Below are 25210 nucleotides of genomic sequence, written 5' to 3'. Positions count from 1 at the left end.
GGGCGGGGCTACAGCTCCTTCTCGTACCAGGCCACGTCCCACCAGCGGCCGAACTTGCGGCCCACCTCCCGGTACGTGCCGACGTGCCGGAAGCCGAAGCGCTCGTGCAGCCGCGTCGAGGCGTCGTTCGGCTGGGCGACGCCGGCATAGGCGCGGTGCAGGTCCTGGCCCGCCAGGGCCTCGAAGAGGGTCTTGTAGAGAAGGGTGCCGACGCCGCGCCGGCCGGCGTCCGGGGCGACGTACACCGTCGTCTCCACCGAGGTCGCGTAGGCGGGCTTGGGCCGGAAGGGGCTGGAGGTGGCGTACCCCAGAATCCGCCGTGAACCGGTGTCCGTGGCAACCATCAGGCGGTACGGGCCGTCTACAGGGTGGGAGAGCAGCCAGGGCCGGCGCTCCTCCGGGGTGAAAGTCGCCGTGTCGAATGTGATCGCCGTCTCACGGACGTAGTGGTTGTACAGGTCGGTGAGGGCCCTCAGATCACCCTCCTCGCCCGGCCTGACCTGGACCTCTTCGTGTTCCGACGGCATCGCGCCTCCCCCACGTGGTCGGACAGGGTACTGCATGATCAGAAAATTCGGGGGGCGGGTTGGGAATTCTGTCCGGATTCCAGTCGTTGTTTCCATCGGATGCAGGGCACTCGACCAGAGTCCGGAGGGACCTGAGAGGCGTGTCGGGCGTCCACAGGACCACCTGCCGACCTCATCATCGCAAGGGAGCACGCATGGCAACCCGCGCCGTCGCCCGTCGTCAGTCCGCCACAGGCGAGACGGCCGACTCGGCACGCAGTGTCCGCGCCCATGGCGGCGAGATCGCCGACCGCGACCTGGTCGGCATGTACTTGGACGAGATCGCGCGCACACCGCTGCTCGACGCCGCCAAGGAGGTCGAGCTCTCGCAGATCATCGAGGCGGGCGTGTTCGCGCGGCAGATCCTCGACGGCACCGAGGAGAACAAGGCCGGGGCCACCACCGAGGAGCTCCAGGCCCTCTACGACGCCAGTGAGCGGGCCAAGGACGTCTTCATCCGCTCCAACCTGCGCCTGGTCGTCGCCGTGGCCCGCCGGTACCCGAGGAGCGGTCTGCCGCTGCTCGACCTGATCCAGGAGGGCAACGCCGGTCTGGTGCGCGCGGTCGAGAAGTTCGACTACCGCAAGGGCTTCAAGTTCTCCACGTACGCGACCTGGTGGATCCGTCAGGCCATCACGCGGTCGATCGCCGACCAGTCGCGCACCATCCGCCTCCCCGTCCACCTGGTGGAGGAGCTGGGCCGGATACGGCGCGTGCAGCGCGAGTTCAACCGCGAGCACGGCCGGGAGCCGGAGCCCGCGGAGGTCGCCGCCGAGCTCGGTTCCACGCCGGAGCGCGTCGTCGACGTGCTCGACTGGGCCCGTGACCCGGTGTCGCTGAACATGTCGGTGGACGACGAGGGCGAGACCCAGTTCGGCGATCTGCTGGAGGACACCTCCGCGGTGTCGCCCGAGCAGTCGGTGCTGACGCTGCTGCGCAGCGAGGAGCTGGACGACCTGATCGGCCGCCTCGACCAGCGCACGGCCTCCATCATCAAGATGCGGTACGGCATCGAGGACGGCCGCGAGCGCACGCTGACTGAGGTCGGCAAGGAGCACGGTCTGACCCGCGAGCGCATCCGCCAGATCGAGAAGCACGCGCTGCTGGAGCTGAAGAAGCTGGCCCGCGACACCGGGTTCGACGCGGCGGCGTGAGACCGGGGACGGCGTGATGACGCGTAGTCCGCTGCTGGACTCGGCCGTTGGGGCGGCCGGGTCCGGGGAGGGCGTCCGGGGCCGCCGGGTGGACCTGGGGAGCGGCCGGGTCCCGGGCGGCTCACGGGCGCGTACGCCGGGTGGCGCAAGACCGCGCAAAACATGGCCGTTCCCCGCCGCTTCAACCCTTGGGGGCCAGGGAACAAGAATGCCAGGCATAGGAGTTCGTACTCCGGGAATCTGAGACCCTGGATCCACAGAGCCACGTCCCGACGCACCACCCCCCCGGCGCCGGGACTTCCCAAGCCGGGTTCGGCGCCCTCCCCCCGGGTGCCGGGCCCGGCTTCCCCATGCCGCCGACAGCACAAGCGGGCCACCCCGAACCTGAACCCCGGGGTGGCCCACCAGATGGCAGATTGTGCCACATGGGCATAGCCTGCCGGGCGTGAGCAGCACCACCCCGACGCCGCCCCCTCCGCCTCCCGCGGTCTCGCTGACCGAACGGCGCAAGGCCGAGACCCGTATGGAGATCGCCCGTGTGGCGGCCGGTCTCTTCGTCCGCCAGGGACTGCGGGCCACCCGCGCCGAGGACATCGCCCAGGCGGCCGGCGTCGCCCCGCGGACCTTCTACCGGTACTTCGCCAGCAAGGAAGAGGCCATCGGCCCGCTGTACGCCGACGGCGCCCGGCGCTGGGTGGAGGCGGTGCGCGCCGCCCCCGCCGGGAGGCCCCTGCCGCGGGTCCTCGAGGACGCCGCCCGTCACACGCTCACGCCCGGCCGCTTGGTGTCGGAGGCCTCCTTCGGCTGGGCGCGCACCCTGATCCGGCTGGCCGAGGCGGACCCGGCGCTGCGCAGGGTGTGGGCGGAGGCGTGCCGGGCGGCGGAGCGGCAGCTCGCCGAGGTGCTGGCGGAACGGCTGACGGCGGCTCAAGTCCCCACCGGCGCCGACAACGTTGCCGCGCGGTCACGGCTGGACTTCACCGCCGCCGTCGCCAGCGCCGCCGTCCGCACGGCGATGGAGAGCTGGGCGTCGGGCGACGGCCCCTCCGAGGGCCCCCAGGGCCCGGCCGACCTGGCGATCGCCAACCTCGCGGCACTACGGGACTTTCCCTGGGAGCCGTCGGCTTGATGCGCGGGCGGGGTCGGGTGGCCCGCCACGGGAGCTTTCGGGGGGAGTCGGCGAGATGGGCGCTCGGGGCGGGTGGCGCGCCACGGAGGCTGCCCTGGGGGTGAGTCAGCCTGACCGGCGGCGACCGGGGCCGGTCGGCGCGTCATGGGGGCCGGCCTGGGGGAGTTGGCGTGAGGGGCGGCCGGTTTCGGGTGGCCCGCCACGGGAGCTGTCCCCGGGAAGTGTCGGCCTGGCCGGCGGTCAGTGGTCGGTCGGGGCGTCATCTCACGTGGGTTCGGTCCCGGCCGCACGGCTCAGGCGTGCGCCCAGCTCCCGGACCTCCCGGACCAGTTCCTCGGGCGCGTGCACCGTGAAGTCGTGGCCCAGCATCGCCAGCCGTACCGCCATCCAGTCCTTGGCCTCGCTCACCGTCGCGCGCAGCCGGCAGCTGCCCTCGTCCAGCGGCTCGGGCGGGCCCAGCCGGACCGGGAGACGGGCGGCGATCACGTCGGCCGGTGCGGCGAAGGTGACGTCGAGCGCGTACGACTCCCGGGCCCCGTACATGGAGCGGCGCAGGAACTCCGCCGCGTTCCCGGTCGGCAGCTCGCGCGGGGTGAAGCGCGCCCCCGTCGCGAAGGGCTCGCTCACCCGGTCGACGCGGAAGGTGCGCCAGTCGGCGCGGTCGAGGTCGTAGGCGACGAGGTACCAGCGCCGCCCCGTCGACACCAGCCGGTACGGTTCCGTCACCCGCCGGGAGCCGGTGCCGTCGGCCGCGCGGTAGGCGAACCGCAGCCGCTCGTGCCCGGCGATCGTGGAGGCCATGACGGTCAGCGTCTCGGGGGCGATCGTCGCCCCGTCCCCGGTGGTCAGCGGTGTGGTCGCGGCCTGGAGCGTGCTGACCCGGTGGCGCAGCCTGCCGGGGAGCACCTGCTCCAGCTTGGCCAGCGCCCGCACCGAGGCCTCGTCCACGCCCTCCAGCGCGTGCCCCGCGCCGGCCCGCAGCCCGACCGCGATGGCCACCGCCTCCTCGTCGTCCAGCACCAGCGGCGGCATCGCCTTTCCGGCGACCAGCCGGTAGCCGCCGTCCGCGCCCATCGTCGCCCGCACGGGATAGCCGAGCTCCCGCAGCCGGTCGATGTCCCGCCGGACCGTGCGCCGGGACACCCCGAGCCGGTCGGCCAGCTCGCCGCCGGGCCATTCGCGGGGCGTCTGCAGGAGGGACAGCAGCTGGAGGAGCCGGGCCGGGGTGTCCGTCGTCATGGGAACGAGGATGCCGCAGATCTAGGACACGATCCGACCTACTGGGGCCATAGGTTGCGGTACATGACCTTCACCGACACCCCGCAAGCAGCGCAGCCCGTGGCCGGCGACCGCCGGCGCTGGTTCGCGCTGGCGATCGTGATGACGGCGGCCTTCATGGACCTCGTCGACGTCACGATCGTCAACATCGCGATCCCGTCGATCCAGCGCAACGAGGGCGCCACCTTCAGCCAGATCCAGTGGATCACCGCGGGCTACGCGCTGGCCTTCGCGGCCGGTCTCGTCACCGGCGGTCGGCTCGGCGACATCCACGGCCGCAAGCGGATCTTCCTCGTCGGCATCGGCGGCTTCACCCTCGCCTCCGCGCTGTGCGGCTTCGCCGTCAACCCCGAGATGCTAGTCGCCTCCCGCATCCTGCAGGGGGCCATGGCGGCGCTGATGGTGCCGCAGGTGCTGTCGATCGTGCACGCGACCTTCCCGCCGCACGAGCGGGGCAAGGTGTTCGGGCTGTTCGGCGCGATCGTCGGCCTGGGCGCGGTCTCCGGGCCGCTGCTCGGCGCGCTGCTGACGGAAGGGAACCTGTTCGGCCTGGAATGGCGGCCGATCTTCCTGATCAACCTGCCGGTCGGCATCGCCGGACTCGTCCTCGGCGCCCGGTTCATCACCGAGTCGAAGGCGCCGCGCGCCCTGAAGCTCGACCTGGTGGGCGCCGCGCTGGTGACGGTGGGCCTGCTGATGCTGCTCTACCCGCTCACCCGCGGCCGCGAGCTGGGCTGGCCGGTGTGGGGGTACGTGTCGATGGCCGGGTCGCTGCTGGTCTTCGCGGCGCTGGTGGCGTACGAGCGGGGCAAGGGCGCCCGGGACGGCTCCCCGCTGATCGAGCTGTCGCTGTTCAGGGTGAAGAGCTTCGCGGCGGGCATCGCCGTGCAGACGGTGTTCGGCGTCGGCCTCGGCATCTTCTTCCTGGTGTGGACGCTGTACATGCAGGTCGGCCTCGGCTGGAGCGAGCTGCGGGCCGGGCTGACCGGCGTGCCGTTCTCCGTCGCGGTCTCCGCGGCGGCCGGGATGTCGGTGCAACTGCTGGTCCCGCGCTACGGGCGCAAGGTGCTCCAGGCGGGCGCGCTGCTGATGGGCGCCGGTGTGCTGCTCTACATGTGGGAGGCGGAGCGGTACGGACTCGGCATCACCTCCTGGCAGATGGCGCTCCCGCTGGTGGTCATGGGCGCCGGCATGGGCCTGATCGTGGCTCCGCTGACGGACGCGGTGCTGTCCGAGGTGCCGCGTGAGCACGCCGGGTCGGCCTCGGGGCTGATCAACACCGTGCAGCAGATGGGCAACGCGCTGGGGCTCGGTCTGGTGTCGGTGGTGTTCTTCGGCGTGATCGACGAGCCGCTCGCGGCCGCCGAGGTGGGCCCGGCCTTCGCGGAGGGCTTCCGGCACGCGCTGGGCTGGGTCGCCGCGGTGCTCGGCGTGATCTTCCTGCTGATGTTCGCGCTGCCCAGGCGGCCCGCGCAGCACGTGGAGGGTACGGGGGACGCTCCGACGGCGGTGGAGAAGGAGCGGGAGCTCGTCTCCTGAGCGAACGTCTGTGAGGAAGGGCCCGGCACCCACGGGGGTGCCGGGCCCTTCCCGTGCGCCGGAGCACGCCACCCGGGGATGCCCGTTCGTGCCCGTTCATGCCCGCACGTGTCTGCTTTGCTGTTTACTTTGCCGTCGATCGGACGTACGCTCCGAACGAAACCACATGTTCGGGCACGAACGGACTTGAAGGCAGGCGGGCATGTACGCACCGGAACGCCAGCAGGAGATCCTGCGGCTCGCCCGCGACGGCGGCAGGGTGGACGTCGTCTCGCTGGCCGAGGAGTTCCAGGTGACCGCCGAGACCATCCGCCGGGACCTGAAGGCCCTCGACCGGGCCGGACTGGTCCGCAGGGTGCACGGCGGGGCCATCCCCGCCGGCCGCCTCGACTTCGAGCCGGACCTCGCCGAGCGGGAGACCACCGCCGCCGACGAGAAGGACCGCATCGCCAGGGCCGCCCTCGCCGAACTCCCGGCCGACGGCACCGTGATCGTCGACGCCGGCTCGACGGCCGCGCGTCTCGCCGGGGCCCTGCCGGTGGAGCTCTCCCTCACCGTGGTCACCCACAGCCTGCCCATCGCGGCCCGTCTCGCCGACCATCCCGGCATCCAGCTGCACCTCGTCGGAGGGCGCGTACGGCACCGCACACGCGCCGCCGTGGACGCCTGGGCGCTGCGCGCCTACGCCGAGATCCGCGCCGACGTCCTGTTCGTGGCCGCCAACGGGTTCTCCGTCGAGCACGGGCTGACCACCCCCGACCTCGCCGAGGCCGCCGTGAAACGGGCCGCCATGGCCGCCGCCCGCCGCGTGGTGCTCCTCGCCGACTCCTCCAAGCACGGCCAGGAGCACTTCGCCCGCTTCGGCGGCCTCGGCGACGTGGACCTGCTGATCACCGACACCGGGCTGAGCCCGCAGGACGCCGCCGCGATCGAGCACGGCGGCACGGAAGTAGTACGCGCATGATCCTCACCGTCACCCCCAACCCGTCCCTGGACCGCACCTACGAGGTCCCCTCGCTGCACCGCGGCGAGGTCGTCCGGGCCACCGGCGAACGCGTCGACCCCGGCGGCAAGGGGGTCAACGTCTCACGCGCCGTCGCCGCGGCCGGCCGGCGCACCGTCGCCGTGCTGCCCCTGGGCGGCGCGCCGGGCGCCCTCGTCGCCGGCCTGCTCGACGCGCAGGGCATCGAGGTCGCCCCGGTCCCGGTCGCCGGCGCCACCCGCTCCAACATCGCGCTCGCCGAGACGGACGGCGTACTGACGAAGATCAACGCGCCGGGTCCGCAGCTGACGGCGGACGAACAGGAACTGCTGCTGGACACCGTGCGCCGGCTCGCGCCCGGCGCCGACTGGATCGCCTGCTGCGGCAGCCTGCCGCGCGGCCTCGCCCCCTCCTGGTACGCCGAACTGGTCGCCCGGGTGCACGACGCCGGCGCACGCATCGCCCTCGACACCTCGGGACCGGCGCTGCCGGCGGCCCTGCGCGAGCGGCCCGACGTGGTGAAGCCGAACGCCGAGGAACTCGCCGAGGCCGTGGGGCGGCCCCTGGCCACCGTGGGCGACGCGCTGAAGGCCGCCGAGGAACTGCGCGCGGCGGGCGCCCGCGCCGTCCTCGCGAGCCTCGGCGCCGACGGACAGCTCCTCGTCGACGACGACGGCGCCTGGTTCGGCACCGCCCCGGCCGACGCCGTCCGCAGCAACGTCGGCGCCGGCGACTCCTCGCTCGCCGGGTTCCTCGTCGCCGGCGGCCGGGGCCCCGGAGCGCTCGCCTCCGCCGTGGCCCACGGCGCGGCGGCCGTCCAGCTCCCCGGCAGCGTGATGCCCGGCCCCGCCGACCTCAAGCACTCGGCGGTGACGGTCACGACCGAGGTACCGGTGAACCGCCCCCTGCGGGAGCCGGCGTCATGAAAGCACCCGCACCCCCCGTCCCCTTTCCCGCCCACCCCGCTGTACGGGCGATACGCGTGCGAAGGAGCCCGCGATGAGTGACCTGATCACTGCGGAGCTGGTCGATCTCGACCTGTCCGCCGAGACCAAGGAGGCGGCGGCACGCGCCCTCGCCGAGCGCATGGTGGCCCAGGGCCGGGTGACCGACCTGGAGGGCTTCCTCGCCGACGTCGCCGCCCGCGAGGCGCAGATGCCGACCGGGCTCGACGGCGGCATCGGCATCCCGCACTGCCGCAGTGAGCACGTCACCGAGCCCACCCTGGCCTTCGGGCGCAGCGCCACCGGGATCGACTTCGGCGCGGCGGACGGACCCACCGACCTGGTCTTCCTGATCGCCGCCCCGGCCGGTGCGGACGACGCCCATCTGACGATCCTGTCGTCGCTGGCCCGGCAGCTGATGAACACCTCGTTCACCGACGCCCTCCGGTCGGCCGGCGACGCGGCGGCAGCGGCGGCGCTCGTCCGGGGCGAGGACACCGGCGGATCCGAGGACACCGTGGCGGCGCCGGCGGCGGCCTCCGCCGGCGCCGCCACGGGCAGCACCGCCCCCGAGCCGGACCGCCCCTTCCGGGTCGTCGCCGTCACCTCCTGCCCCACCGGCATCGCCCACACCTACATGGCGGCCGAGTCGCTGGAGAACGCCGGCCGCGAGGCGGGCGTCGAGGTCGTCGTGGAGACACAGGGCTCCGCCGGCTTCACCCGCCTCGACCCGGCCGTGATCGCCGCCGCGGACGGCGTGATCCTCGCCCATGACGTCCCCGTACGGGAGAAGGACCGCTTCGCGGGCAAGCCCACCGTCGACACCGGCGTCAAGGCGGCCATCAGCCGCCCCGCCGACCTGATCGCCGAGGTGAGGGGCAAGGCGGAGCGGGGCGAGACCACCGCGGCCGCCGCGTCCGGCACACCCGTCGAGCGCACCGGCGACGGCGGCGAGGGCTACGCCACCAAGCTGCGCAAGTGGCTGATGTCGGGCGTCAGTTACATGGTCCCGTTCGTCGCGGCCGGCGGTCTGCTCATCGCCCTCGGCTTCGCGATCGGCGGCTACGAGATCAACGAGGCGCCCTCGGTGATGGACCACTTCGTGTGGACCCAGGCCGCCAGCTGGGGCGCCCTCCTCTTCCAGATCGGCGGCGTCGCCTTCGGCTTCCTCGTCCCGGTCCTGGCCGGGTACATCGCCTACGGCATGGCCGACCGGCCCGGTCTGGTGCCCGGCTTCGTCGGCGGCGCGATCTCCCTCACCATCAACGCCGGGTTCCTCGGCGGCCTCGCGGCCGGCCTGATCGCCGGCGGTGTGGTGATCGCGATCCAGAAGGCGCGCATACCGGCTGCGCTGCGCGGCATCATGCCGGTGGTGGTGATCCCGCTGATCTCCGCGGCGGTCGTCGGCTTCCTGATGTTCGTCGTCATCGGCAAGCCCATCGCCGAGGCCCAGAAGGGCATGACCGACTGGCTGAACGGCCTCACCGGCAGCAACGCCGTCCTCCTCGGCGCCCTGCTCGGCCTGATGATGTGCTTCGACCTCGGCGGTCCCGTCAACAAGGTCGCCTACACCTTCGCCACCGCAGGGATCGCCGTCGCGAACCCCGGCGACTCCGCGATGAAGATCATGGCCGCGGTGATGGCCGCCGGCATGGTGCCGCCGCTGGCGATGGCCCTGGCCACCACCGTCCGCGGCAAGCTCTTCAACCGGACCGAACGCGAGAACGGCAAGGCCGCCTGGGTCCTGGGCGCCTCCTTCATCTCCGAGGGCGCGATCCCCTTCGCGGCGGCCGACCCGCTGCGGGTGATCCCGGCCTCCATGGCGGGCGGAGCGGTCACCGGAGCCCTGTCGATGGCGTTCGGCGCCACCCTGCGCGCCCCGCACGGCGGGATCTTCGTGGTCCCGCTGATCGGCAACCCGTTCCTCTACCTGGTCGCGGTCGCCGCCGGCGTCTGTGTCACCGCCGCCCTGGTGATCGTCCTCAAGGGCCTGCGCAAGCCGGCGCCGGGAGCCGCCGGCGCGGACTCCGGCGCGGGCACGGCCCCGGCGGCGCGGGCCGGGGAGCCGGTGGCCGCCTAGGCCGACATGGCCCAGGACACACGGCGATGCGCCCGTTTGGGTAGGTGTGCGCGGTTCATGCGTACTGCGATATAGATCACGCTCATCACGGTCCGGGCCCAAAGTCCCGGACCGTGGTGTGTACTGGGGCGCATGTCTGAGGACAAGACGCTCTCGCGGACGGCGGGCGCCACCGTCGTCACCCTGGTCGCCGTGGCCTGCGCGGCGGGTCTGGCCGACGCCCTGCGGCGGCGGCGCGAACGGACGCGCGCACGCACCCCGGACCACTCCGGGCCGCCCGCCCCCCGGCACACGCCCCACGGCACCCCGGCGATCCCGCGCCAGCGGCGGACCGGCCCGCACGTGGAGGCGGTACCGCTCACCGACGCCGAGCGCGACGCGTTCGCCGTGCTGGTACGGCGTTTCGGCGAGGGCGGCTGACCCTCGCGTCAGGAGACCTGTGCCGCCCGGCGCTCCATCGCGTCCCGTGCCGCGTCCTCACTGACGTACACCTCGCACATGTGCCGCCCGTCCGGCGTCACCGTGTGCTCGACCTCCCACAGGGACAACTCCGCGCCGTCGCCCAGCAGGAACGCGTGCTCGTAGAGCGAGAAGCACTGGCCCGGACGCCCCGCGCGGGACGGGCGGCCGAACGCCTGCGTGATCCGGTGCGCGCGCGCCGTCGCCAGCAGCGCGGCCGTCTCCGCGCCGGGCCGGTCCGCGTTCTCCGCCCGGCGCAGTAAGCGGCGCCCGTGGTCCGCGGACCGGTCCGGCACATACACCTGCCGCAACGCCGGGGGCGCGGACAGCTGCACCGTCACCGGCAGTTCGAAGTCCGGAGCGTCCGGCGGGAACGGCAGCCGGGAGGTCGCCGTGCGCAGCTCCTCCTCGTCCACGTACACCTCGTGCTGCGGCTCGGCTCCCGGCGCGGTGTTGTGCACCAGCTCCCAGAGCGTCAGCGCCGAACCGTCGGCGAGCAGCCAGGTGTGCCGGTACGTCTCCCGGTGCAGCCCCGCGCTGTGGTGGGCGGAGTGCAGCGAACCGTCGTGCGCCAGCGCGCAGTCCAGCCGCCGGAGCGTCTCGTCCGGCAACTCGAAGGAGTTCAGGGCGCGGCCGAGGAGGCGCGCGAGGTGCTCCTCCGGAGACTCGGGCGAGTCGGGTGATTCGTACGCTGCCGTCTCGTACGGAACGCTCAAGGTTTCTCCCGGCGTTGCTGCATGTCACCTTGTGGGTGCATACCGTAGCCCCTCGGTCGGACGTCATGTCCAGGAACCGAGAAAACGTGTGGCTGGAAAACGCGCGGGCCGCGCGACAAGTTCCCGGCGGTAGGGCCGTCGTCAGCGCTCGCCGTACAACTCCCCGTACGACGGCCACGATCCACCCGGTCCGTCCGTCGGGGCGGCGGAGCGCAGCGCGCGGACGATCGCGCGGGTCACCGTGTCCGCGCCCGCCGCCAGGACCTCGTTGAGGGCGAGGGGGTCCGCCGGGTCGAGCGGGCGGGCGCCCGTGGCCAGGGTGAAGACCGTGTCGCCGTCGCTCAGCAGATGCACCGGCCGCACCGCCCGCGCGATGCCGTCGTGTGCGGTGCCGGCCAGTTTCTGCGCCTGTGCCCTGGACAGGGCGGCGTCCGTGGCGACCACCGCCAGCGTGGTGTTCAGCGGGGGAGCGGCGTGGCGCGCGGCGACCTCCGCGAGCCGGCGCAGCGCGGCCTCGTGCACCTCCGGCTCCGGGTAGCGCACCCGGCCCCCGAACAACTCCCCGTACAGCACCCCCGTTTCCGGATCCACCGCCGACCCCGCCGCGTTGGCCACCACCAGCGCGGCCACCGTGACGCCCGAGTCCAGCACCGTGCTCGCCGTGCCGACGCCGCCCTTCAGCTGTCCGACCACGGCCCCCGTGCCGGCGCCCACACACCCCTGCGGCACCGGCCCGCCCGGCTCACGCGCCGCCGCCTCGACCGCGGCCCGGCCGGTGGCCGCGTCCGGCCGGGCCCGGAAGTCGCCGCCCCGGCCCAGGTCGAAGACACACGCCGCCGGCACCACCGGCACCACATGCGCGGGGTCCGGACCGACGCGCACCCCGCGGCCCCGCTCCTCCAGCCAGGCCATCACCCCGGACGCCGCGTCGAGCCCGTACGCGCTGCCCCCGGTCAGCACGATCGCGTCGATCCTCTGCACCACGTTGCGCGGATCGAGCGCGTCGGTCTCCTTGGTGCCGGGGCCGCCGCCGCGCACGTCCACCGCGGCCACGGCCCCGCCCTCGGGCGCGAGCACCACCGTGGTGCCCGTGAGCCACCCGGCACCGGCACGTGTCGCATGCCCCACGCGCACACCGGCCACATCCGTCAGAGCGTCAGCTGTCATGCGGCCAGTCATGCCCGGTCGGGCGCGGCCGTACTCTGGACGTATGAGCACCGCCCCCGATCCCCGGCCGCGTGAGCCGAAGCCGGCGCTGGTCTTCGACGACCCGCTGGACCAGCAGTCCTCGGACGACACCGACCGCGGATGGGGCGAGCGCCCGTCCGGCGACAGCGCGTCCGATCTGAAGCGCTTCCTGGACGAGAAGCCGCCCCACCACATCTGACTAGCGCTCGCCCGGGCCCTGGCCGCGCTGGGCGACGAGGGTGTCGCGGATCTCCTTGAGCACTTCCAGCTCGGTGATCTCGATGACCTCCTGCGTGCTCTCCTTCGCCTTCCGGCGGGCCTCCACCCGGGCCAGGTACTTCGCCATCGGCAACACCATCAGGAAGTAGACGACCGCCGCGGTGATGACGAACTGCAGCGTCGCGCCGAGGACCGAGCCCCACATGATCGTGATGCCGGTCGCGTCGTCGCCGGTGCCCTCGCAGGGGGCCTTCAGACACGAGCTGTAGCTGTCCAGGTTCTGCGTGCCGAAGGCTCCCACCAGCGGATTGATGACACCCTTCACGACCGCGTTGACGATGTTCGTGAAGGCCGCGCCGATGACCACCGCGACAGCCAGATCGACGACGTTCCCGCGCATCAGGAAGGCCTTGAAGCCCTGCAGCACGCTCGTCTTCTCCTGGTCGCTCACTTCGAGCCCTCATTCCTTGTGCACAGCCTGCGGAAGAAAACGCTCCGCAACCTACGTCACCCGTATGCCGGTGTGTCCAATCGAGCCCCGGGGGGGGGGCAGCCGCCCGCCGTGCCGAGGATGCGCGCCGGCGGGGCGCCGTTCACCACAGGGTCACGGCCAGCCGCGCCGAGGCGCCCGCGCCCGCGAGGTCCGCGGCGGTGGCGCGCGGTACCGACAGCACCACCAGAGCGCCCTCGTCGCCGGCGCCGTCCACCGGTTCCGGCACCTCGGTCACCCGTGCCCCGCGCGCGACCACCCGGGCCCCGCCCCCGGAGACCGCCTCCCCGGCGGCGATCACGTCCACCCGGTCGCCGGGACGCAGCAGCCGCACCGCCGCCGCGTCGGCGATCCGCACCGGCGCCGCGACGGTCGCGCCCGCCTGCCGGGGCCGTGGGGGAGGATCACCGGGGGCCGCAGGCGCCGTCCTGGCCGCCGGAGAGCCCCCGGGACGGCCGCGGGCCCCGTCCGCTTCCCGTGGGCCCGCCGCCACGAGCGCCGCCGCCGTGACCGCGAGGCCCACCGCCACGGCCCGCCTCCGGTGCCGGACGAGCCGGCCCGGCAGCGGCAGGCCGCCACGCACCCGCACCGGCGCGAAGTGCGGCACCTCGCACGGCGGAGGGACGTCCGCGCCGGGCGGGCGCGGGACGACGGGGGAGGGGGCGGGAGGAGAGGGAGGACGGGACACGGGGATCACCACCTGCGACGAGGGACCGGCTTGCGGATCCCACGATGAGGCCTTCCGCGGCGGCCCGCCGGGCCCTGTGCATCCACCCCGGACCTGTGGACAACCACCCCACCCGAACGGGCAGTTCCGCCGCCCCGTGAGCAGCCCGTGAGCAGCCCGTGAGCCGTTACGGCAGCGCGAATCCCGGGTCCATGCCGCCCAGCGCCGAGGTGCACGGACAGTCCCGTGCCTCCGTCTCCGGCAGCGCCGCCACCGTGTCGAAGAGCACGCCCCGCAGCCGGTCCACGTTGGCGGCGAACACCCGCAGCACCTCGTCGTGGGAGACGCCCTCACCGGTCTCGGCGCCGGCGTCCAGGTCGGTGACCAGGGTGAGGGAGGTGTAGCAGAGCTCCAGTTCACGGGCGAGCGCCGCCTCGGGGTGGCCGGTCATGCCCACCACCGACCAGCCCTGCGCCCGGTGCCACAACGATTCGGCGCGGGTGGAGAAGCGGGGCCCCTCGACCACCGCCAGCGTGCCGCCGTCCACCGGCTCCCAGTGCCGGCCGCGGGCCGCCTTCAGCGCCGCGGCCCGTCCGGTGGGGCAGTAGGGGTCGGCCAGGGACACATGGACCACGTTCGGCACCGTGCCGTCGGGCAGCGGCAGCCCGTCGAAGTAGGTGCCCGTCCGGGACTTCGTACGGTCCACCAGCTGGTCCGGCACCAGCAGCGTGCCCGGCCCGTACTCGGGCCGCAGACCGCCGACCGCGCAGGGACCGAGGACCTGGCGCACCCCGACCGAGCGGAGCGCCCAGAGGTTGGCCCGGTAGTTGATCCGGTGCGGCGGCAGATGGTGGCCGCGCCCGTGCCGGGGAAGGAAGGCGACCCGCCGGCCGGCCACCTCGCCGAGGAACAGGGAGTCGCTCGGCGCCCCGTACGGGGTGTCCACCTGCACCTCGGTCACGTCGTCGAGGAAGGAGTAGAAACCGGAGCCGCCGATCACGCCGATCCGGGCGTTCGCCTTGTTCGCCATGCCCGCACCCTAACGGCCCCCGGAAACGCCGAAGACCCCGTCGTCGGCGGACGACGGGGTTCCGGGGAAGAGCGGTCCTACGCGGCGGTGGTGGAACCGGCCGACGAGCTCGAGCCCGAACCGGAGCTCGAGGAGGAGGACGACGAAGCGGAAGACGTCGAGGAGGCCGCGGAGGACGTCGACGACGAGGCGCCCGACGGCTTCGACGCCGGGGAGCTGCTCGACGAGGAGCCGCGGCTGTCGTTGCGGTAGAAACCGGAGCCCTTGAAGACGATGCCGACCGCCGAGAACACCTTCTTCAGGCGGCCCTGGCAGTTGGGGCACTCGGTCAGGGCGTCGTCGGTGAACTTCTGCACCGCCTCGAGGCCCTCGCCGCACTCGGTGCACTGGTACTGGTAGGTCGGCACTAGTCTTCCTCCTGGCACTCTCACTCGATGAGTGCTAACGACGGTCCATAGTGACGCATTCCCGGGATTCAGTCCACTGCGACGGGCTCGCGGTGACCCACGCCACGTGCCACCGTGCGCCCGCGCGGGGCCGGAACCAGCCGCGACCGCTGCGCCAGCAGCGTCATGAGCGCGAGCACCGTGCCGGCCATCGGCACCAGGAATCCGGCGCCGTCCCAGAGGCGGTCCTCCAGCTGTCCGGCGGCCGTGACGGCGACTGCCTGGCCGAGCGCGACGGCGCCGGTCAGCCAGGTGAAGGCCTCCGTGCGGGCGCCCGCCGGGACCAGGCTCTCCACCAGGGTGTAGCCGGTGATCAGGGCCGGTGCGATGCACATGCCGACCAGGAGGCCGATCCCGGCCAGCGACAGCGCCGAGTGAGTGGTCCACAGGGCGGAGGCGGTCAGCGCGAGCGCCGCGTAGCCGATCACCAGGCGCCGCTGCGGGGCCTTCTTCCAGGCGATCGCGCCGCAGACGACGCCGGACAGCATGTTGCCCGCGGCGAAGACGCCGTAGAGGACGCCGTTCAGGCCGGGGTTGCCGATCGACTCGCTGAACGCGGCCAGCGAGACCTGCATGCCGCCGAAGACGGAACCGATGCCCAGGAAGGTCACGATCAGCACGCGCACCCCGGGCACCCGCAGCGCGGAGACGTGCTCCACGCGCGCGCGGCCGTCGCGGGCGGCGACCTCGGGCTGGGTGCCCTTCCGGGCGGCGAACAGCAGACCGCCGACCAGGGTGAGCGCGGCCTCGGTGATCAGGCCCGCGGCCGGGTCGACGGCCGTGCACAGCGCCGTGGCGAGGAGCGGCCCGACGACGAAGGTGAACTCGTCGGTGACCGACTCGAAGGCAGCCGCCGTGGTCATCAGCGGGGAGCCCTTGAGGGTGACGCCCCAGCGGGCCCGCACCATGGGCCCGATCTGCGGCACCGAGGCGCCCGTCGGCACGGCGGCCACGAACAGCGCCCACAGGGGCGCGCCGGTCAGCGCCAGCGCGGTGAGGGCCAGCCCGGAAGCCGTGTGCAGCAGTACGCCGGGAACGAGGACGGCGCGCTGTCCGTAGCGGTCGGCGAGCCGGCCGCCGTAGGGCGCGAACAGCGCCATGGAGACGCCGGTGACGGCCGCGACGGCGCCGGCCGCGCCGTACGAGCCGGTGGTGTGCTGCACCAGCAGCACGAGGGAGATGGTGAGCATCGCGAAGGGCTGGCGTGCCGCGAAGCCGGGGAGCAGGAACGTCCACGCGCCGGGGGTGCGCAGCAGACGGCCGTATCCCGGCCGGGAGGCGGCCGCCGAGTCCTTCGACGGGGTGACCGTGGATGCCACGGCCCGTGCCTTTCCGCCACCTGGTAGCGCGGCCCGCGCGGGCGCGCCGAGAGCTGTCCTCTTGCGCTGACTGCGGTAGATGCCGGGGCCACAGCTCAGGGCGTTCCGGCCGCCATACGGTCGCGCCAGCTCTGCGTCAGGCAGAGTTGGTTCGATCTGGGGTGCGTTTGCATCGTACAGGTATCTTTCGCGGGGGTTCCTGTGAGAAGGAGCACCAGGTCAGCGTCCGGTCGCCGGTCCGTCGGTGCCGAGCCAGCCGGCCAGCTTGCCGCCGTGGCCGACCGCGCGCAGCCGCCGCTCGGCGGCGTCCCGCACCGGGTCCGTGGCGACGACGAGCAGCTCGTCGCCGCGTCGCAGCACCGTCGCCGGCGACGGCACGAAGGACGTCCCGTCGCGTACGACGAGGGTGACGGCGGCTCCGGCCGGCAGCCGCAGTTCGGCGACCTCCACGCCGTGCATCCTCGACCCCTCGGGGATGCCGACCGACAGCAGGTGCCCGCGCAGCCGCTCCAGGGGCGCCGACTCGATGCCGAGGTCGGCGGCGGTGTCCCCGCCGAGGCGCAGCTTTCCGGCCAGCCAGGGCAGTGTCGGACCCTGGATGAGGGTGTAGACGACGACCAGCACGAAGACGATGTTGAAGATCTCCTCGCTCCCGTCGACGCCCTGGACCATGGGGATCGTCGCCAGGATGATGGGCACCGCGCCGCGCAGTCCCGCCCATGACATCAGCGTCTGCTCCTGCCAGGGCACCCGGAACGGCAGCAGGCTCAGGACGACGCTCAGCGGACGGGCCAGCATGGTGAGCGCCAGCCCGATGACCAGCGCGGGCACGATGTCGTCGCCCAGCTCGTGCGGGGCGACCAGCAGACCGAGCAGGACGAACATGCCGATCTGGGCTATCCAGCCGAGCCCCTCGGCGAAGCCGCGGGTGGCGGGCCAGTGCGGCAGTTTGGCGTTGCCCAGCACCATCGAGGCGAGATAGACGGCGAGGAAGCCGCTGCCGTGGGCGATGGCGCCGACGGCGTAGGCGGCGACGGCGATGGCCATGACGGCGATCGGGTAGAGGCCGGAGGCGGGCAGCGCGACGTGCCGCAGTCCCCAGGCGCCCAGCCAGCCGACCGCGAGCCCGATGGCGGCGCCGATGGCCAGCTCCAGCGCTATCTCGCCGACCAGGACCTGCCAGTGCTCGACCGGTCCGGCCGAGGAGAAGGCGACGACCAGGATGACGACGGGTGCGTCGTTGAAGCCGGACTCGGCCTCCAGCGCGCCCGTGACCCGCGACGGGAGGGGTATTTTCCGCAGCACCGAGAAGACGGCCGCCGCGTCGGTCGAGGACACCACCGCGCCGATGATGAGCGCCTGCCGCCATTCCAGGCCGACCAGGAAGTGCGCGGCGGACGCGGTGACGCCGACGCTGACCGCGACACCGACCAGCGCGAGCACGGCGGCGCTGGGCAGCACCGGTCTCACTTCCGACCACTTGGTGCCCAGACCGCCCTCGGCCAGGATCACGACCAGGGCCGCGTAGCCGATGACCTGGGTCAGTTCGGCGTTGTCGAAGTGGATGCCGCCGATGCCGTCCTGGCCCATGGCGATGCCGATGCCGAGGTAGACGAGCAGGCTGGGGAGCCCGCTGCGCGAGGAGATCCGGACCGCTGCGACGGCGACGAGCAGGACGACCGAACAGACGAGCAGAAGCTGGTTGAGGTGGTGGACAGTCAGCGGCGTTCCCTTCCCTGGCTCCTGCGCACCGCGCGTGAGCTCACGTACATCGCGTGCGAGCCACCGCTTCCGCGGCAAACTACTTCGTTACCTTACCTAACTCTTGACGCGTTCTTGACGCTGTTGACGGCAAGATCGAACGTCCGTCCGGGCTGGTTCCGTACTCCGCGTCAAGTACCGCGGGCCCCTGCGCCTATCGTTGCTCCAGCGCTCAGTTAAAAGCACAGCCCGACCTGCCGCTCGCGTTAGGACAGCAAGGACAGCGATGCCCACCGACACCACCGCCTCCACGGGTCAGCAGCCCGGCAAGTCCGGCAGGAAGAAAGGGCGCAAAGGCCGGCTGATCGTGCTGGTCCTGGTGCTGGCCCTGATCGGCGGTGTCGCCTACGGGGGGTACTGGTCCGTCAGCACCGTGCGCGCCTCCTTCCCGCAGACCGAGGGCTCGGCCACGCTCCAGGGACTGTCGGGGACCGTCGACGTCAAACGCGACGGCTACGGCATCCCGCAGATCTACGCCTCCTCCGACGAGGACCTGTTCATGGCGCAGGGCTACGTCCAGGCGCAGGACCGGTTCTACGAGATGGACGTGCGCCGGCACATGACCGCCGGCCGCCTCTCGGAGATGTTCGGCAAGGGCCAGGTCGACAACGACGAGTTCCTCCGCACCCTGGGCTGGGACCGGGTCGCGAAGGAGGAGTACGAGAAGAAGCTCTCCCCCGCCACGAAGAAGTACCTCCAGGCGTACGCCAAGGGGGTCAACGCCTATCTGGAGGGCAAGGAGGGCGCGGAGATCTCCCTGGAGTACGCGGCTCTCGGCTTCGAGAACGACTACAGGCCCGGGGAGTGGACCCCGGTCGACTCCGTGGCCTGGCTGAAGGCGATGGCCTGGGACCTGCGCGGCAACATGCAGGACGAGATCGACCGCGCGCTGATGACCAGCCGCCTCGGCCCGAAGCAGATCGCCGACCTGTACCCGGAGTACCCGTACAGCCGGAACAAGCCGGTGATCCAGGAGGGCCAGTACAACGAGCTCACCGGGGCGTACGAGCAGGGCGAGAACACGGGAACGGGCACCGGGACCGGGACGGGTACGGAGACCGGCACCGGAACCGGAACCGGCACTGGAACTGGCACGGGAACCGGTACGGGTACCGGCACCGGAACCGGCACGGGTACCGGCACCGGAACCGGCACCGGCGGTTCCGCCCTGGAAGGTCAGCTGACCGGTCTCCAGCAGGTCCTCGAGGACCTCCCCACGGCCGTCGGTGTCAACGGCGACGGCATCGGCTCCAACTCCTGGGTGGTGGCCGGTGAGCACACCATCACCGGCAAGCCGCTCCTCGCCAACGACCCGCACCTCTCGGCCGCGCTGCCGTCCGTCTGGTACCAGATGGGCCTGCACTGCCGCAGCGTCTCCGCCAAGTGCCAGTACGACGTCACCGGCTACACCTTCGCGGGCATGCCGGGAGTCATAATCGGCCACAACCAGGACATCTCCTGGGGCCTCACCAACTCCGGCGTCGACGTCACCGACCTCTACCTGGAGAAGATCACCGGCGACGGCTACCAGTACGACGGCAAGGTCGTGCCGTTCGAGACGCGCGAGGAGACGATCGAGGTCGCCGGCGGCAAGGCGCAGAAGATCGTCGTCCGCGAGACCAACAACGGCCCGCTGCTCTCCGACCGCTCCAGCGAGCTCGTGAAGACCGGCAAGAAGGCCACCGTCAACAGCGCGGCGCCCGACCGCGGCGACGGCTACGGCGTCGCGCTGCGCTGGACCGCCCTGGACCCCGGCCGCACCATGGACTCCGTCTTCGCGATCAACCGCGCGAAGGACTGGGACGACTTCCGCGAGGCGGCCGCCCTGTTCGAGGTGCCCTCGCAGAACCTCGTCTTCGCCGACACCGAGGGCGACATCGGCTACACCCTCCCCGGGAAGATCCCCACCCGCGCGGAGAACCACGACGGCTCCCTCCCCGCACCCGGCTGGGACCCCGACTACGAGTGGACCGGCTGGATCGAGCAGGACGCGCTGCCCTACGAGCACAACCCGGAGCGCGGCTACATCGTCACCGCCAACCAGGCCGTCGTCGGCAAGGACTACCCGTACACCCTGACCACCGACTGGGGCTACGGCGCCCGCAGCCAGCGGATCACCGAGCTGATCCAGTCGAAGATCAAGGACGGCGGCAAGATCTCCACCGACGACATGCGGCAGATGCAGCTCGACAACTCCAGCACCATCGCCAAGCTGCTGGTGCCGCACCTGCTCAAGATCGACACCGAGGACGCGGACGTCCGCGAGGCGCAGAAGCTGCTGGAGGGCTGGGACTACACCCAGGACGCAGACTCGGCGGCCGCCGCCTACTTCAACTCGGTCTGGCGCAACATCCTCAGGCTCGCCTTCGCCCACAAGCTGCCCAAGGAACTGCGGGTCAAGGGCCAGTGCCTGTGGGTCGAGCCGGTCAACACCACCGGTCCCGCCGACGAGGCGGCCAAGGTCCGCGAGTGCGGTCAGCGCGCCGCCGACCAGGCGCAGCCGGACGGCGGCGACCGCTGGTTCGAGGTGGTCCGCAAGCTGATGGACAAGGAGGACAGCGACTGGTGGACGACGCCCAAGTCGGGCACCCGCCCCGCCGCGGAGAACCGTGACGAGCTGTTCAAGCGCGCCATGATCGACGCCCGCTGGGAGCTGACCGCCAAGCTCGGCAAGGACATCGACACCTGGAGCTGGGGCCGGCTGCACCGCCTGTTCCTGAAGAACCAGACCCTCGGCACCGAGGGCCCGGGCTTCCTGCAGTACCTCCTCAACCGCGGCCCGTGGAAGCTCGGCGGCGGCGAGGCCACCGTCAACGCGACGGGCTGGAACGCCGCCGGGGGTTACGGGGTCGTGTGGGTGCCGTCCATGCGGATGGTGGTCAACCTCGGCGACCTCGACAAGTCCCGGTGGATCAACCTCACCGGCGCCTCCGGCCACGCCTACAGCGCCCACTACGTCGACCAGACGGACAAGTGGGCCGAGGGCGAGCTGCTGGAGTGGTCGTACTCGGAGAAGGCGGTCGAGGGCAGCACCAGCGACACCCTGCTGCTGAAGCCCTGACCCCGTCACCGTCCCGCCGGAAGCGGCCTCCGCACACGCGTGTGGGGGCCGCTTCCGCGTGTGCGGCGGAACCGGCGGCTCAGTCGAACCGGCGCACCCCGGACGGTGTCACCACCGCGTGCACCGGCCGGTCGTGCGGCTCGGCGGGGACACGGGCGACGACCTCCGTGTCGTACAGCAGCACCACCAGGGACGGGTGCGCGCCCGCGCGGTCCAGGCGGGCGAGGACCCGGTCGTAGGAGCCGCCGCCGCGTCCCAGACGCGTCCCGTGCGCGTCGACGGCGAGGCCCGGCAGCAGCACCACGTCCGCCCCGGTCACGGCGTCCGGTCCGAGCGGCGGCCCCGACGGCTCGAAGAGCGCCATTCGCGTGCCGTGTTGGACCCGGGTGAGTGATTCCCCGCCCTCGTACGCCCCCCAGTCGAGGTCGTTGTCGGGCAGCAGCGCGGGCAGCAGCACGCGGGTCCCGCGGGCGCGGAGCGCGTCCAGGAGCGCGAGCGTGCCGGGTTCGCTCCCCACCGAGACGTACGCGGCCACCGTGCGCGCGTGCGCGAGTTCGGGCAGCTCCAGTGCCCGCCGGGCCAGCGCGGCGGCCGACACCCGCACGTCATCGGGTGTCAACCCGTTCCTCACCGAGAGGATTTCCCGGCGCCGTTCCCGCTTGTCAGACTCGTCGGCGCGATCGTTGTGTCTCAAGTTCGTCCCTGTACCGTTCCGAAAATGCTCATATGAGCAGCAAATATTCGGAGCCACAGATTCCGCACAATGGCACCGGATATGGTGTCCGACATGTCTCAGTCACACCCTCGGATCAGCAAGGCTGTCATCCCGGCGGCCGGTCTCGGCACCCGGTTCCTGCCGGCCACCAAGGCCACTCCCAAGGAGATGCTGCCGGTCGTCGACAAGCCGGCGATCCAGTACGTGGTCGAGGAGGCCGTCTCCGCCGGTCTCGACGACGTCCTCATGGTCACGGGCCGCAACAAGCGCCCCCTGGAGGACCACTTCGACCGCAACTACGAACTGGAGTCGGCTCTTCAGAAGAAGGGCGACGCCGGCCGCCTTGCCAAGGTCCAGGAGTCCAGTGACCTGGCCACCATGCACTACGTCCGCCAGGGCGACCCCAAGGGCCTCGGCCACGCCGTGCTGTGCGCCGCCCCGCACGTCGGCGACGAGCCCTTCGCCGTCCTCCTCGGCGACGACCTGATCGACCCGCGCGACCCCCTGCTCCAGCGCATGATCGACGTCCAGCAGGAGTACGGCGGCAGCGTCATCGCCCTCATGGAGGTGGCCCCCGAGCAGATCCACCTCTACGGTTCCGCCGCCGTCGAGACCACCACGGACGCCGACGTCGTCAAGGTCAGCGGCCTGGTCGAGAAGCCCGCCGTCGAGGACGCGCCGTCCCACTACGCCGTCATCGGCCGCTATGTCCTCGACCCGGCCGTCTTCGGCATACTGCGCAGGACCGAGCCGGGCCGCGGCGGCGAGATCCAGCTCACCGACGCCCTCCAGCAGCTCGCGGCGGACGAGAAGATCGGCGGTCCGGTGCACGGCGTCGTCTTCAAGGGCCGCCGCTATGACACCGGCGACCGCGGGGACTACCTGCGTGCCATTGTCCGACTCGCGTGCGAACGTGAGGACCTGGGACCGGACTTCCGGACCTGGCTCCAGCGCTACGTGACCGAGGAGATGCAGCAACGTTGAGCACCGCCGCGCCCCGCACCGCAGGACCGGACCACCTCTGGTCGGTGGACGAGCACCTGGACGACATCCTCGCGACCGTCCGGCCCCTCGAACCCATCGAACTGCATCTCCTCGACGCCCAGGGCTGCGTCCTCGTCGAGGACATCACGGTGCCGGTCTCCCTGCCCCCGTTCGACAACAGCTCCATGGACGGGTACGCGGTACGGGTCGCGGACGTCGCGGGCGCAAGCGAGCAGTACCCGGCGGCCCTCGAGGTCGTCGGGGACGTCGCCGCCGGACAGGCCGACCTCCTCCATGTCGGCCCCGGCCAGGCCGCGCGCATCATGACCGGCGCCCCGCTCCCGCCCGGCGCCGAGACCGTCGTCCCCGTCGAGTGGACCGACGGCGGCCTCGGCGAGGGCCCGGTCACCGGGATGCGCGCCGGCAGCCTGGACCCCGGGGGCGCCACCGGGCAGGTCCGCGTCCACCGGCCGGCGGAGGCGCGCGCGCACGTGCGCGCCAAGGGCAGCGACGTCAAGGCCGGCGACCGCGCCCTGGCGGCCGGCACCGTCCTCGGGCCGCCGCAGATCTCCCTGCTCGCCGCGATCGGCCGCGGCACCGTACGGGTCCGGCCGCGCCCGCGCGTGGTGGTGCTCTCCACCGGCAGCGAACTCGTCCAGCCCGACGAGGAACTGCGCTCCGGTCAGATCTACGACTCCAACAGCTTCGCCCTCACCGCCGCCGCGCGGGACGCCGGCGCGATCGCCTACCGGGTGGGCGCCGTCGCCGACGACGCCACGACCCTGCGGGACACCATCGAGGACCAGCTGGTGCGCGCCGACCTCATGGTCACCACCGGCGGGGTGAGCGTCGGGGCGTACGACGTCGTCAAGGAGGCGCTGTCGTACGCGGCGGACGAGGACGAGCCCGGCAGCGGCGTCGAGTTCCGCAAGCTGGCCATGCAGCCGGGCAAGCCCCAGGGCTTCGGCTCCATCGGCCCCGACCACACCCCGCTGCTGGCCCTGCCCGGCAACCCGGTCTCCTCCTACGTCTCCTTCGAGCTGTTCGTCCGCCCCGCCATCCGCACCCTGATGGGCCTGACGGACGTGCACCGGCCGAGGGCCCGCGCGAAGCTCACCGCGGACCGCCCGCTCACCTCGCCCCGGGGACGCCGCCAGTTCCTGCGCGCCCGGTACACCGACGGCACGGTGACGCCCGTCGGCGGCGCCGGCTCCCATCTCGTGGCGGCCCTCGCACAGGCCGACGCGCTGATCGTCGTCCCCGAGGACGCCGAGTCCGTCGCGCCCGGCACCGAGGTCGAGGTGGTCCTGCTCGGCTGAGCGGGACCGGTTGGCGGTACCGTGTCGCGCACAGCAGGCCCGCGCGCCGCACCGCCACGGGCCAGGACCGGGAGCGCCACACGATCATGACCGTGCCTTCCCGGGGGGCGACCCCCGGACCCTCCGACCCCTCGGCCCCCTCGGGGCAGTCCCGTCTGACCCACATCGACGAGGCGGGCGCCGCCCGCATGGTCGACGTGTCCGGCAAGGACGTGACCGCGCGCACCGCGCGGGCCACCGGCCGCGTCCTCGTCGCCCCGCGCGTGATCGAGCTGCTGCGCGGCGAGGGCGTCCCCAAGGGCGACGCCCTGGCCACCGCGCGGATCGCGGGCATCATGGGCGCCAAACGCACCCCCGACCTGATCCCGCTGTGCCACCCCTTGGCGCTGTCCGGTGTGAAACTGGACCTGTCGGTCGCGGACGACGCCGTGGAGATCGCGGCGACCGTGCGGACGACGGACCGCACGGGCGTCGAGATGGAGGCGCTCACCGCGGTCTCCGTCGCCGCGCTCACCGTGATCGACATGGTCAAGGCGGTCGACAAGGAGGCGGTCATCACGGACGTGCGGGTCGAGGAGAAGACCGGCGGCAAGTCGGGCGACTGGAGCCGGTCATGACAGGGGACGCGACAATCGGCGGAGCACTCCTCGCGTCGTACGCCGCGCTCGTGGTCACCGCCTCCAACCGGGCGGCCGCCGGGGTCTACGAGGACAAGGGCGGCCCGCTGGTCGCGGAAGGGCTCAGGCGCTTCGGATTCGCCGTGGACGGCCCTCGGGTGGTCCCCGACGGCGACCCCGTGGAAGCGGCCCTGCGCGCGGGAGCCGACGCCGGCTACGACGTGATCGTCACCACCGGCGGCACCGGCGTCTCGCCCACCGACCGCACCCCCGAGGCGACCCGCCGGGTCATCGACTTCGAGGTCCCCGGCATCGCGGAGGCCATCCGCGCGTACGGCCGGGACAAGGTGCCCACGGCCGCCCTCTCCCGGGGCCTCGCGGGAGTCGCGGGCGGCACGCTGATCGTCAACCTGCCCGGGTCCAGCGGCGGGGTGAAGGACGGCCTGGCCGTCCTGGAGCCGCTGCTGAAGCACGCCGTCGACCAGCTGCGCGGCGGGGACCATCCGCGGGCGGACGCCACCGGCGGGGGTGCGAGCTGAACAGCCCA

24 protein-coding genes are annotated in these 25210 nt (G+C 72.6%); 13 read left to right on the top strand and 11 right to left on the bottom strand.

Translation table 11 applies throughout. The features are described 5' to 3' along the window. Positions 1-8: 8 nt before the first annotated feature. Positions 9-527: a GNAT family N-acetyltransferase gene (locus CNQ36_RS14735; RefSeq protein ID WP_121546346.1), complete on the bottom strand. Its 519-nt coding sequence runs from the start codon at positions 525-527 to the stop codon at positions 9-11. A 194-nt stretch (positions 528-721) separates the two neighbouring features. Here CNQ36_RS14735 and CNQ36_RS14730 point away from each other — a divergent pair, with 194 nt between their 5' ends. Beyond that, positions 722-1720 (top strand): sigma-70 family RNA polymerase sigma factor, encoded by a 999-nt coding sequence (locus tag CNQ36_RS14730; protein ID WP_004930256.1) that lies wholly within the window; start codon positions 722-724, stop codon positions 1718-1720. Between the two features lie 445 nt (positions 1721-2165). After that, a complete protein-coding gene (locus CNQ36_RS14725) occupies positions 2166-2849 on the top strand; it encodes a TetR/AcrR family transcriptional regulator (RefSeq protein ID WP_121546345.1) in 684 nt (227 codons plus the stop codon). A 264-nt stretch (positions 2850-3113) separates the two neighbouring features. Here the strand turns inward: CNQ36_RS14725 and CNQ36_RS14720 are convergent, their stop codons facing one another. Then, complete coding sequence (locus CNQ36_RS14720) at positions 3114-4088, bottom strand: helix-turn-helix transcriptional regulator (protein ID WP_121546344.1); 975 nt, start codon at positions 4086-4088, stop codon at positions 3114-3116. Positions 4089-4151: 63 nt separating this feature from the next. Here CNQ36_RS14720 and CNQ36_RS14715 point away from each other — a divergent pair, with 63 nt between their 5' ends. From CNQ36_RS14715 to CNQ36_RS14695, 5 genes are all read left to right on the top strand, one after another. Then, entirely contained in the window at positions 4152-5666 is a 1515-nt protein-coding gene (locus CNQ36_RS14715; protein ID WP_121546343.1) for an MFS transporter, read from the top strand. Between the two features lie 202 nt (positions 5667-5868). After that, positions 5869-6630, top strand: a complete 762-nt coding sequence (locus CNQ36_RS14710) for a DeoR/GlpR family DNA-binding transcription regulator (RefSeq protein ID WP_121546342.1) — start codon at positions 5869-5871, stop codon at positions 6628-6630. Then, complete coding sequence (pfkB, locus tag CNQ36_RS14705; protein ID WP_121546341.1) at positions 6627-7574, top strand: 1-phosphofructokinase; 948 nt, start codon at positions 6627-6629, stop codon at positions 7572-7574. Before CNQ36_RS14710 ends, pfkB begins: the two co-directional genes overlap by 4 nt. Before the next feature lie 73 nt (positions 7575-7647). Further along, on the top strand, positions 7648-9672 hold the full coding sequence (locus CNQ36_RS14700; protein WP_121546340.1) for a PTS fructose transporter subunit IIABC: 2025 nt from the start codon (positions 7648-7650) through the stop codon (positions 9670-9672). Between the two features lie 132 nt (positions 9673-9804). Next, entirely contained in the window at positions 9805-10092 is a 288-nt protein-coding gene (locus CNQ36_RS14695; RefSeq protein WP_040906927.1) for a hypothetical protein, read from the top strand. 8 nt (positions 10093-10100) lie between these two features. Here CNQ36_RS14695 and CNQ36_RS14690 read toward each other — a convergent pair whose 3' ends face one another. Next, positions 10101-10847: a DUF6227 family protein gene (locus tag CNQ36_RS14690; protein ID WP_004930271.1), complete on the bottom strand. Its 747-nt coding sequence runs from the start codon at positions 10845-10847 to the stop codon at positions 10101-10103. 141 nt (positions 10848-10988) lie between these two features. After that, the gene (locus CNQ36_RS14685) at positions 10989-12014 is read right to left on the bottom strand and encodes a P1 family peptidase (protein WP_121546339.1); all 1026 of its coding nucleotides are present in this window, start codon (positions 12012-12014) and stop codon (positions 10989-10991) included. A 43-nt stretch (positions 12015-12057) separates the two neighbouring features. On the opposite strand from CNQ36_RS14685, the gene CNQ36_RS14680 reads away from it, so the two are divergent. After that, a complete protein-coding gene (locus tag CNQ36_RS14680) occupies positions 12058-12234 on the top strand; it encodes a hypothetical protein (protein WP_004930276.1) in 177 nt (58 codons plus the stop codon). Here CNQ36_RS14680 and mscL read toward each other — a convergent pair whose 3' ends face one another. The 6 genes from mscL to CNQ36_RS14650 all read right to left on the bottom strand — a co-directional run bounded on the left by mscL (position 12235) and on the right by CNQ36_RS14650 (position 18006). After that, on the bottom strand, positions 12235-12705 hold the full coding sequence (gene mscL, locus CNQ36_RS14675; protein WP_121546338.1) for a large conductance mechanosensitive channel protein MscL: 471 nt from the start codon (positions 12703-12705) through the stop codon (positions 12235-12237). Positions 12706-12847: 142 nt separating this feature from the next. Continuing rightward, positions 12848-13432, bottom strand: a complete 585-nt coding sequence (locus CNQ36_RS14670) for a CpaB family protein (protein WP_121546337.1) — start codon at positions 13430-13432, stop codon at positions 12848-12850. Between the two features lie 166 nt (positions 13433-13598). Continuing rightward, entirely contained in the window at positions 13599-14441 is an 843-nt protein-coding gene (locus CNQ36_RS14665; RefSeq protein ID WP_121546336.1) for an S-methyl-5'-thioadenosine phosphorylase, read from the bottom strand. 77 nt (positions 14442-14518) lie between these two features. Next, positions 14519-14848: an FmdB family zinc ribbon protein gene (locus CNQ36_RS14660; RefSeq protein WP_121546335.1), complete on the bottom strand. Its 330-nt coding sequence runs from the start codon at positions 14846-14848 to the stop codon at positions 14519-14521. Between the two features lie 68 nt (positions 14849-14916). Then, a complete protein-coding gene (locus tag CNQ36_RS14655) occupies positions 14917-16206 on the bottom strand; it encodes an MFS transporter (protein WP_121546334.1) in 1290 nt (429 codons plus the stop codon). 219 nt (positions 16207-16425) lie between these two features. Next, a complete protein-coding gene (locus CNQ36_RS14650) occupies positions 16426-18006 on the bottom strand; it encodes a potassium/proton antiporter (RefSeq protein WP_004930283.1) in 1581 nt (526 codons plus the stop codon). Positions 18007-18193: 187 nt separating this feature from the next. Here CNQ36_RS14650 and CNQ36_RS14645 point away from each other — a divergent pair, with 187 nt between their 5' ends. After that, on the top strand, positions 18194-21028 hold the full coding sequence (locus tag CNQ36_RS14645) for a penicillin acylase family protein (protein WP_121546333.1): 2835 nt from the start codon (positions 18194-18196) through the stop codon (positions 21026-21028). 79 nt (positions 21029-21107) lie between these two features. Here the strand turns inward: CNQ36_RS14645 and CNQ36_RS14640 are convergent, their stop codons facing one another. Then, complete coding sequence (locus tag CNQ36_RS14640; RefSeq protein ID WP_121546332.1) at positions 21108-21722, bottom strand: 5-formyltetrahydrofolate cyclo-ligase; 615 nt, start codon at positions 21720-21722, stop codon at positions 21108-21110. Positions 21723-21815: 93 nt separating this feature from the next. Here CNQ36_RS14640 and galU point away from each other — a divergent pair, with 93 nt between their 5' ends. The 4 genes from galU to CNQ36_RS14620 all read left to right on the top strand — a co-directional run bounded on the left by galU (position 21816) and on the right by CNQ36_RS14620 (position 25202). Then, positions 21816-22727, top strand: coding sequence for a UTP--glucose-1-phosphate uridylyltransferase GalU (gene galU / locus CNQ36_RS14635; RefSeq protein ID WP_004930287.1), 912 nt, complete (start codon positions 21816-21818; stop codon positions 22725-22727). Beyond that, positions 22724-24046 (top strand): molybdotransferase-like divisome protein Glp, encoded by a 1323-nt coding sequence (gene glp, locus CNQ36_RS14630; RefSeq protein ID WP_121546331.1) that lies wholly within the window; start codon positions 22724-22726, stop codon positions 24044-24046. The genes galU and glp overlap by 4 nt, the downstream gene beginning before the upstream one ends. Positions 24047-24132: 86 nt before the next feature. Continuing rightward, positions 24133-24663 (top strand): cyclic pyranopterin monophosphate synthase MoaC, encoded by a 531-nt coding sequence (gene moaC, locus CNQ36_RS14625; protein WP_004930289.1) that lies wholly within the window; start codon positions 24133-24135, stop codon positions 24661-24663. Then, entirely contained in the window at positions 24660-25202 is a 543-nt protein-coding gene (locus CNQ36_RS14620) for a MogA/MoaB family molybdenum cofactor biosynthesis protein (RefSeq protein ID WP_121546330.1), read from the top strand. The genes moaC and CNQ36_RS14620 overlap by 4 nt, the downstream gene beginning before the upstream one ends. Positions 25203-25210: the final 8 nt, after the last annotated feature.

Origin of the sequence: Streptomyces fungicidicus (genome assembly GCF_003665435.1) — a bacterium.
Taxonomy (GTDB): Bacteria; Actinomycetota; Actinomycetes; order Streptomycetales; family Streptomycetaceae; genus Streptomyces; species Streptomyces fungicidicus.
The sequence above is the reverse complement of the archived record's forward strand: the minus strand, read 5'-3'. Positions and strand labels throughout refer to the sequence as shown.

What these genes read in the sequence shown, in the direction of transcription:
- CNQ36_RS14720 (WP_121546344.1), bottom strand. Translation starts at nt 4,088, where the DNA reads ATGACGACGGACACCCCGGCCCGGCTCCTCCAGCTGCTGTCCCTCCTG.
- moaC (WP_004930289.1), top strand. Translation starts at nt 24,133, where the DNA reads ATGACCGTGCCTTCCCGGGGGGCGACCCCCGGACCCTCCGACCCCTCG.
- CNQ36_RS14715 (WP_121546343.1), top strand. Translation starts at nt 4,152, where the DNA reads ATGACCTTCACCGACACCCCGCAAGCAGCGCAGCCCGTGGCCGGCGAC.
- CNQ36_RS14685 (WP_121546339.1), bottom strand. Translation starts at nt 12,014, where the DNA reads ATGACAGCTGACGCTCTGACGGATGTGGCCGGTGTGCGCGTGGGGCAT.
- CNQ36_RS14695 (WP_040906927.1), top strand. Translation starts at nt 9,805, where the DNA reads ATGTCTGAGGACAAGACGCTCTCGCGGACGGCGGGCGCCACCGTCGTC.
- CNQ36_RS14700 (WP_121546340.1), top strand. Translation starts at nt 7,648, where the DNA reads ATGAGTGACCTGATCACTGCGGAGCTGGTCGATCTCGACCTGTCCGCC.
- CNQ36_RS14645 (WP_121546333.1), top strand. Translation starts at nt 18,194, where the DNA reads ATGCCCACCGACACCACCGCCTCCACGGGTCAGCAGCCCGGCAAGTCC.
- CNQ36_RS14730 (WP_004930256.1), top strand. Translation starts at nt 722, where the DNA reads ATGGCAACCCGCGCCGTCGCCCGTCGTCAGTCCGCCACAGGCGAGACG.
- CNQ36_RS14735 (WP_121546346.1), bottom strand. Translation starts at nt 527, where the DNA reads ATGCCGTCGGAACACGAAGAGGTCCAGGTCAGGCCGGGCGAGGAGGGT.
- galU (WP_004930287.1), top strand. Translation starts at nt 21,816, where the DNA reads ATGTCTCAGTCACACCCTCGGATCAGCAAGGCTGTCATCCCGGCGGCC.
- CNQ36_RS14680 (WP_004930276.1), top strand. Translation starts at nt 12,058, where the DNA reads ATGAGCACCGCCCCCGATCCCCGGCCGCGTGAGCCGAAGCCGGCGCTG.
- CNQ36_RS14620 (WP_121546330.1), top strand. Translation starts at nt 24,660, where the DNA reads ATGACAGGGGACGCGACAATCGGCGGAGCACTCCTCGCGTCGTACGCC.
- pfkB (WP_121546341.1), top strand. Translation starts at nt 6,627, where the DNA reads ATGATCCTCACCGTCACCCCCAACCCGTCCCTGGACCGCACCTACGAG.
- CNQ36_RS14665 (WP_121546336.1), bottom strand. Translation starts at nt 14,441, where the DNA reads ATGGCGAACAAGGCGAACGCCCGGATCGGCGTGATCGGCGGCTCCGGT.
- CNQ36_RS14710 (WP_121546342.1), top strand. Translation starts at nt 5,869, where the DNA reads ATGTACGCACCGGAACGCCAGCAGGAGATCCTGCGGCTCGCCCGCGAC.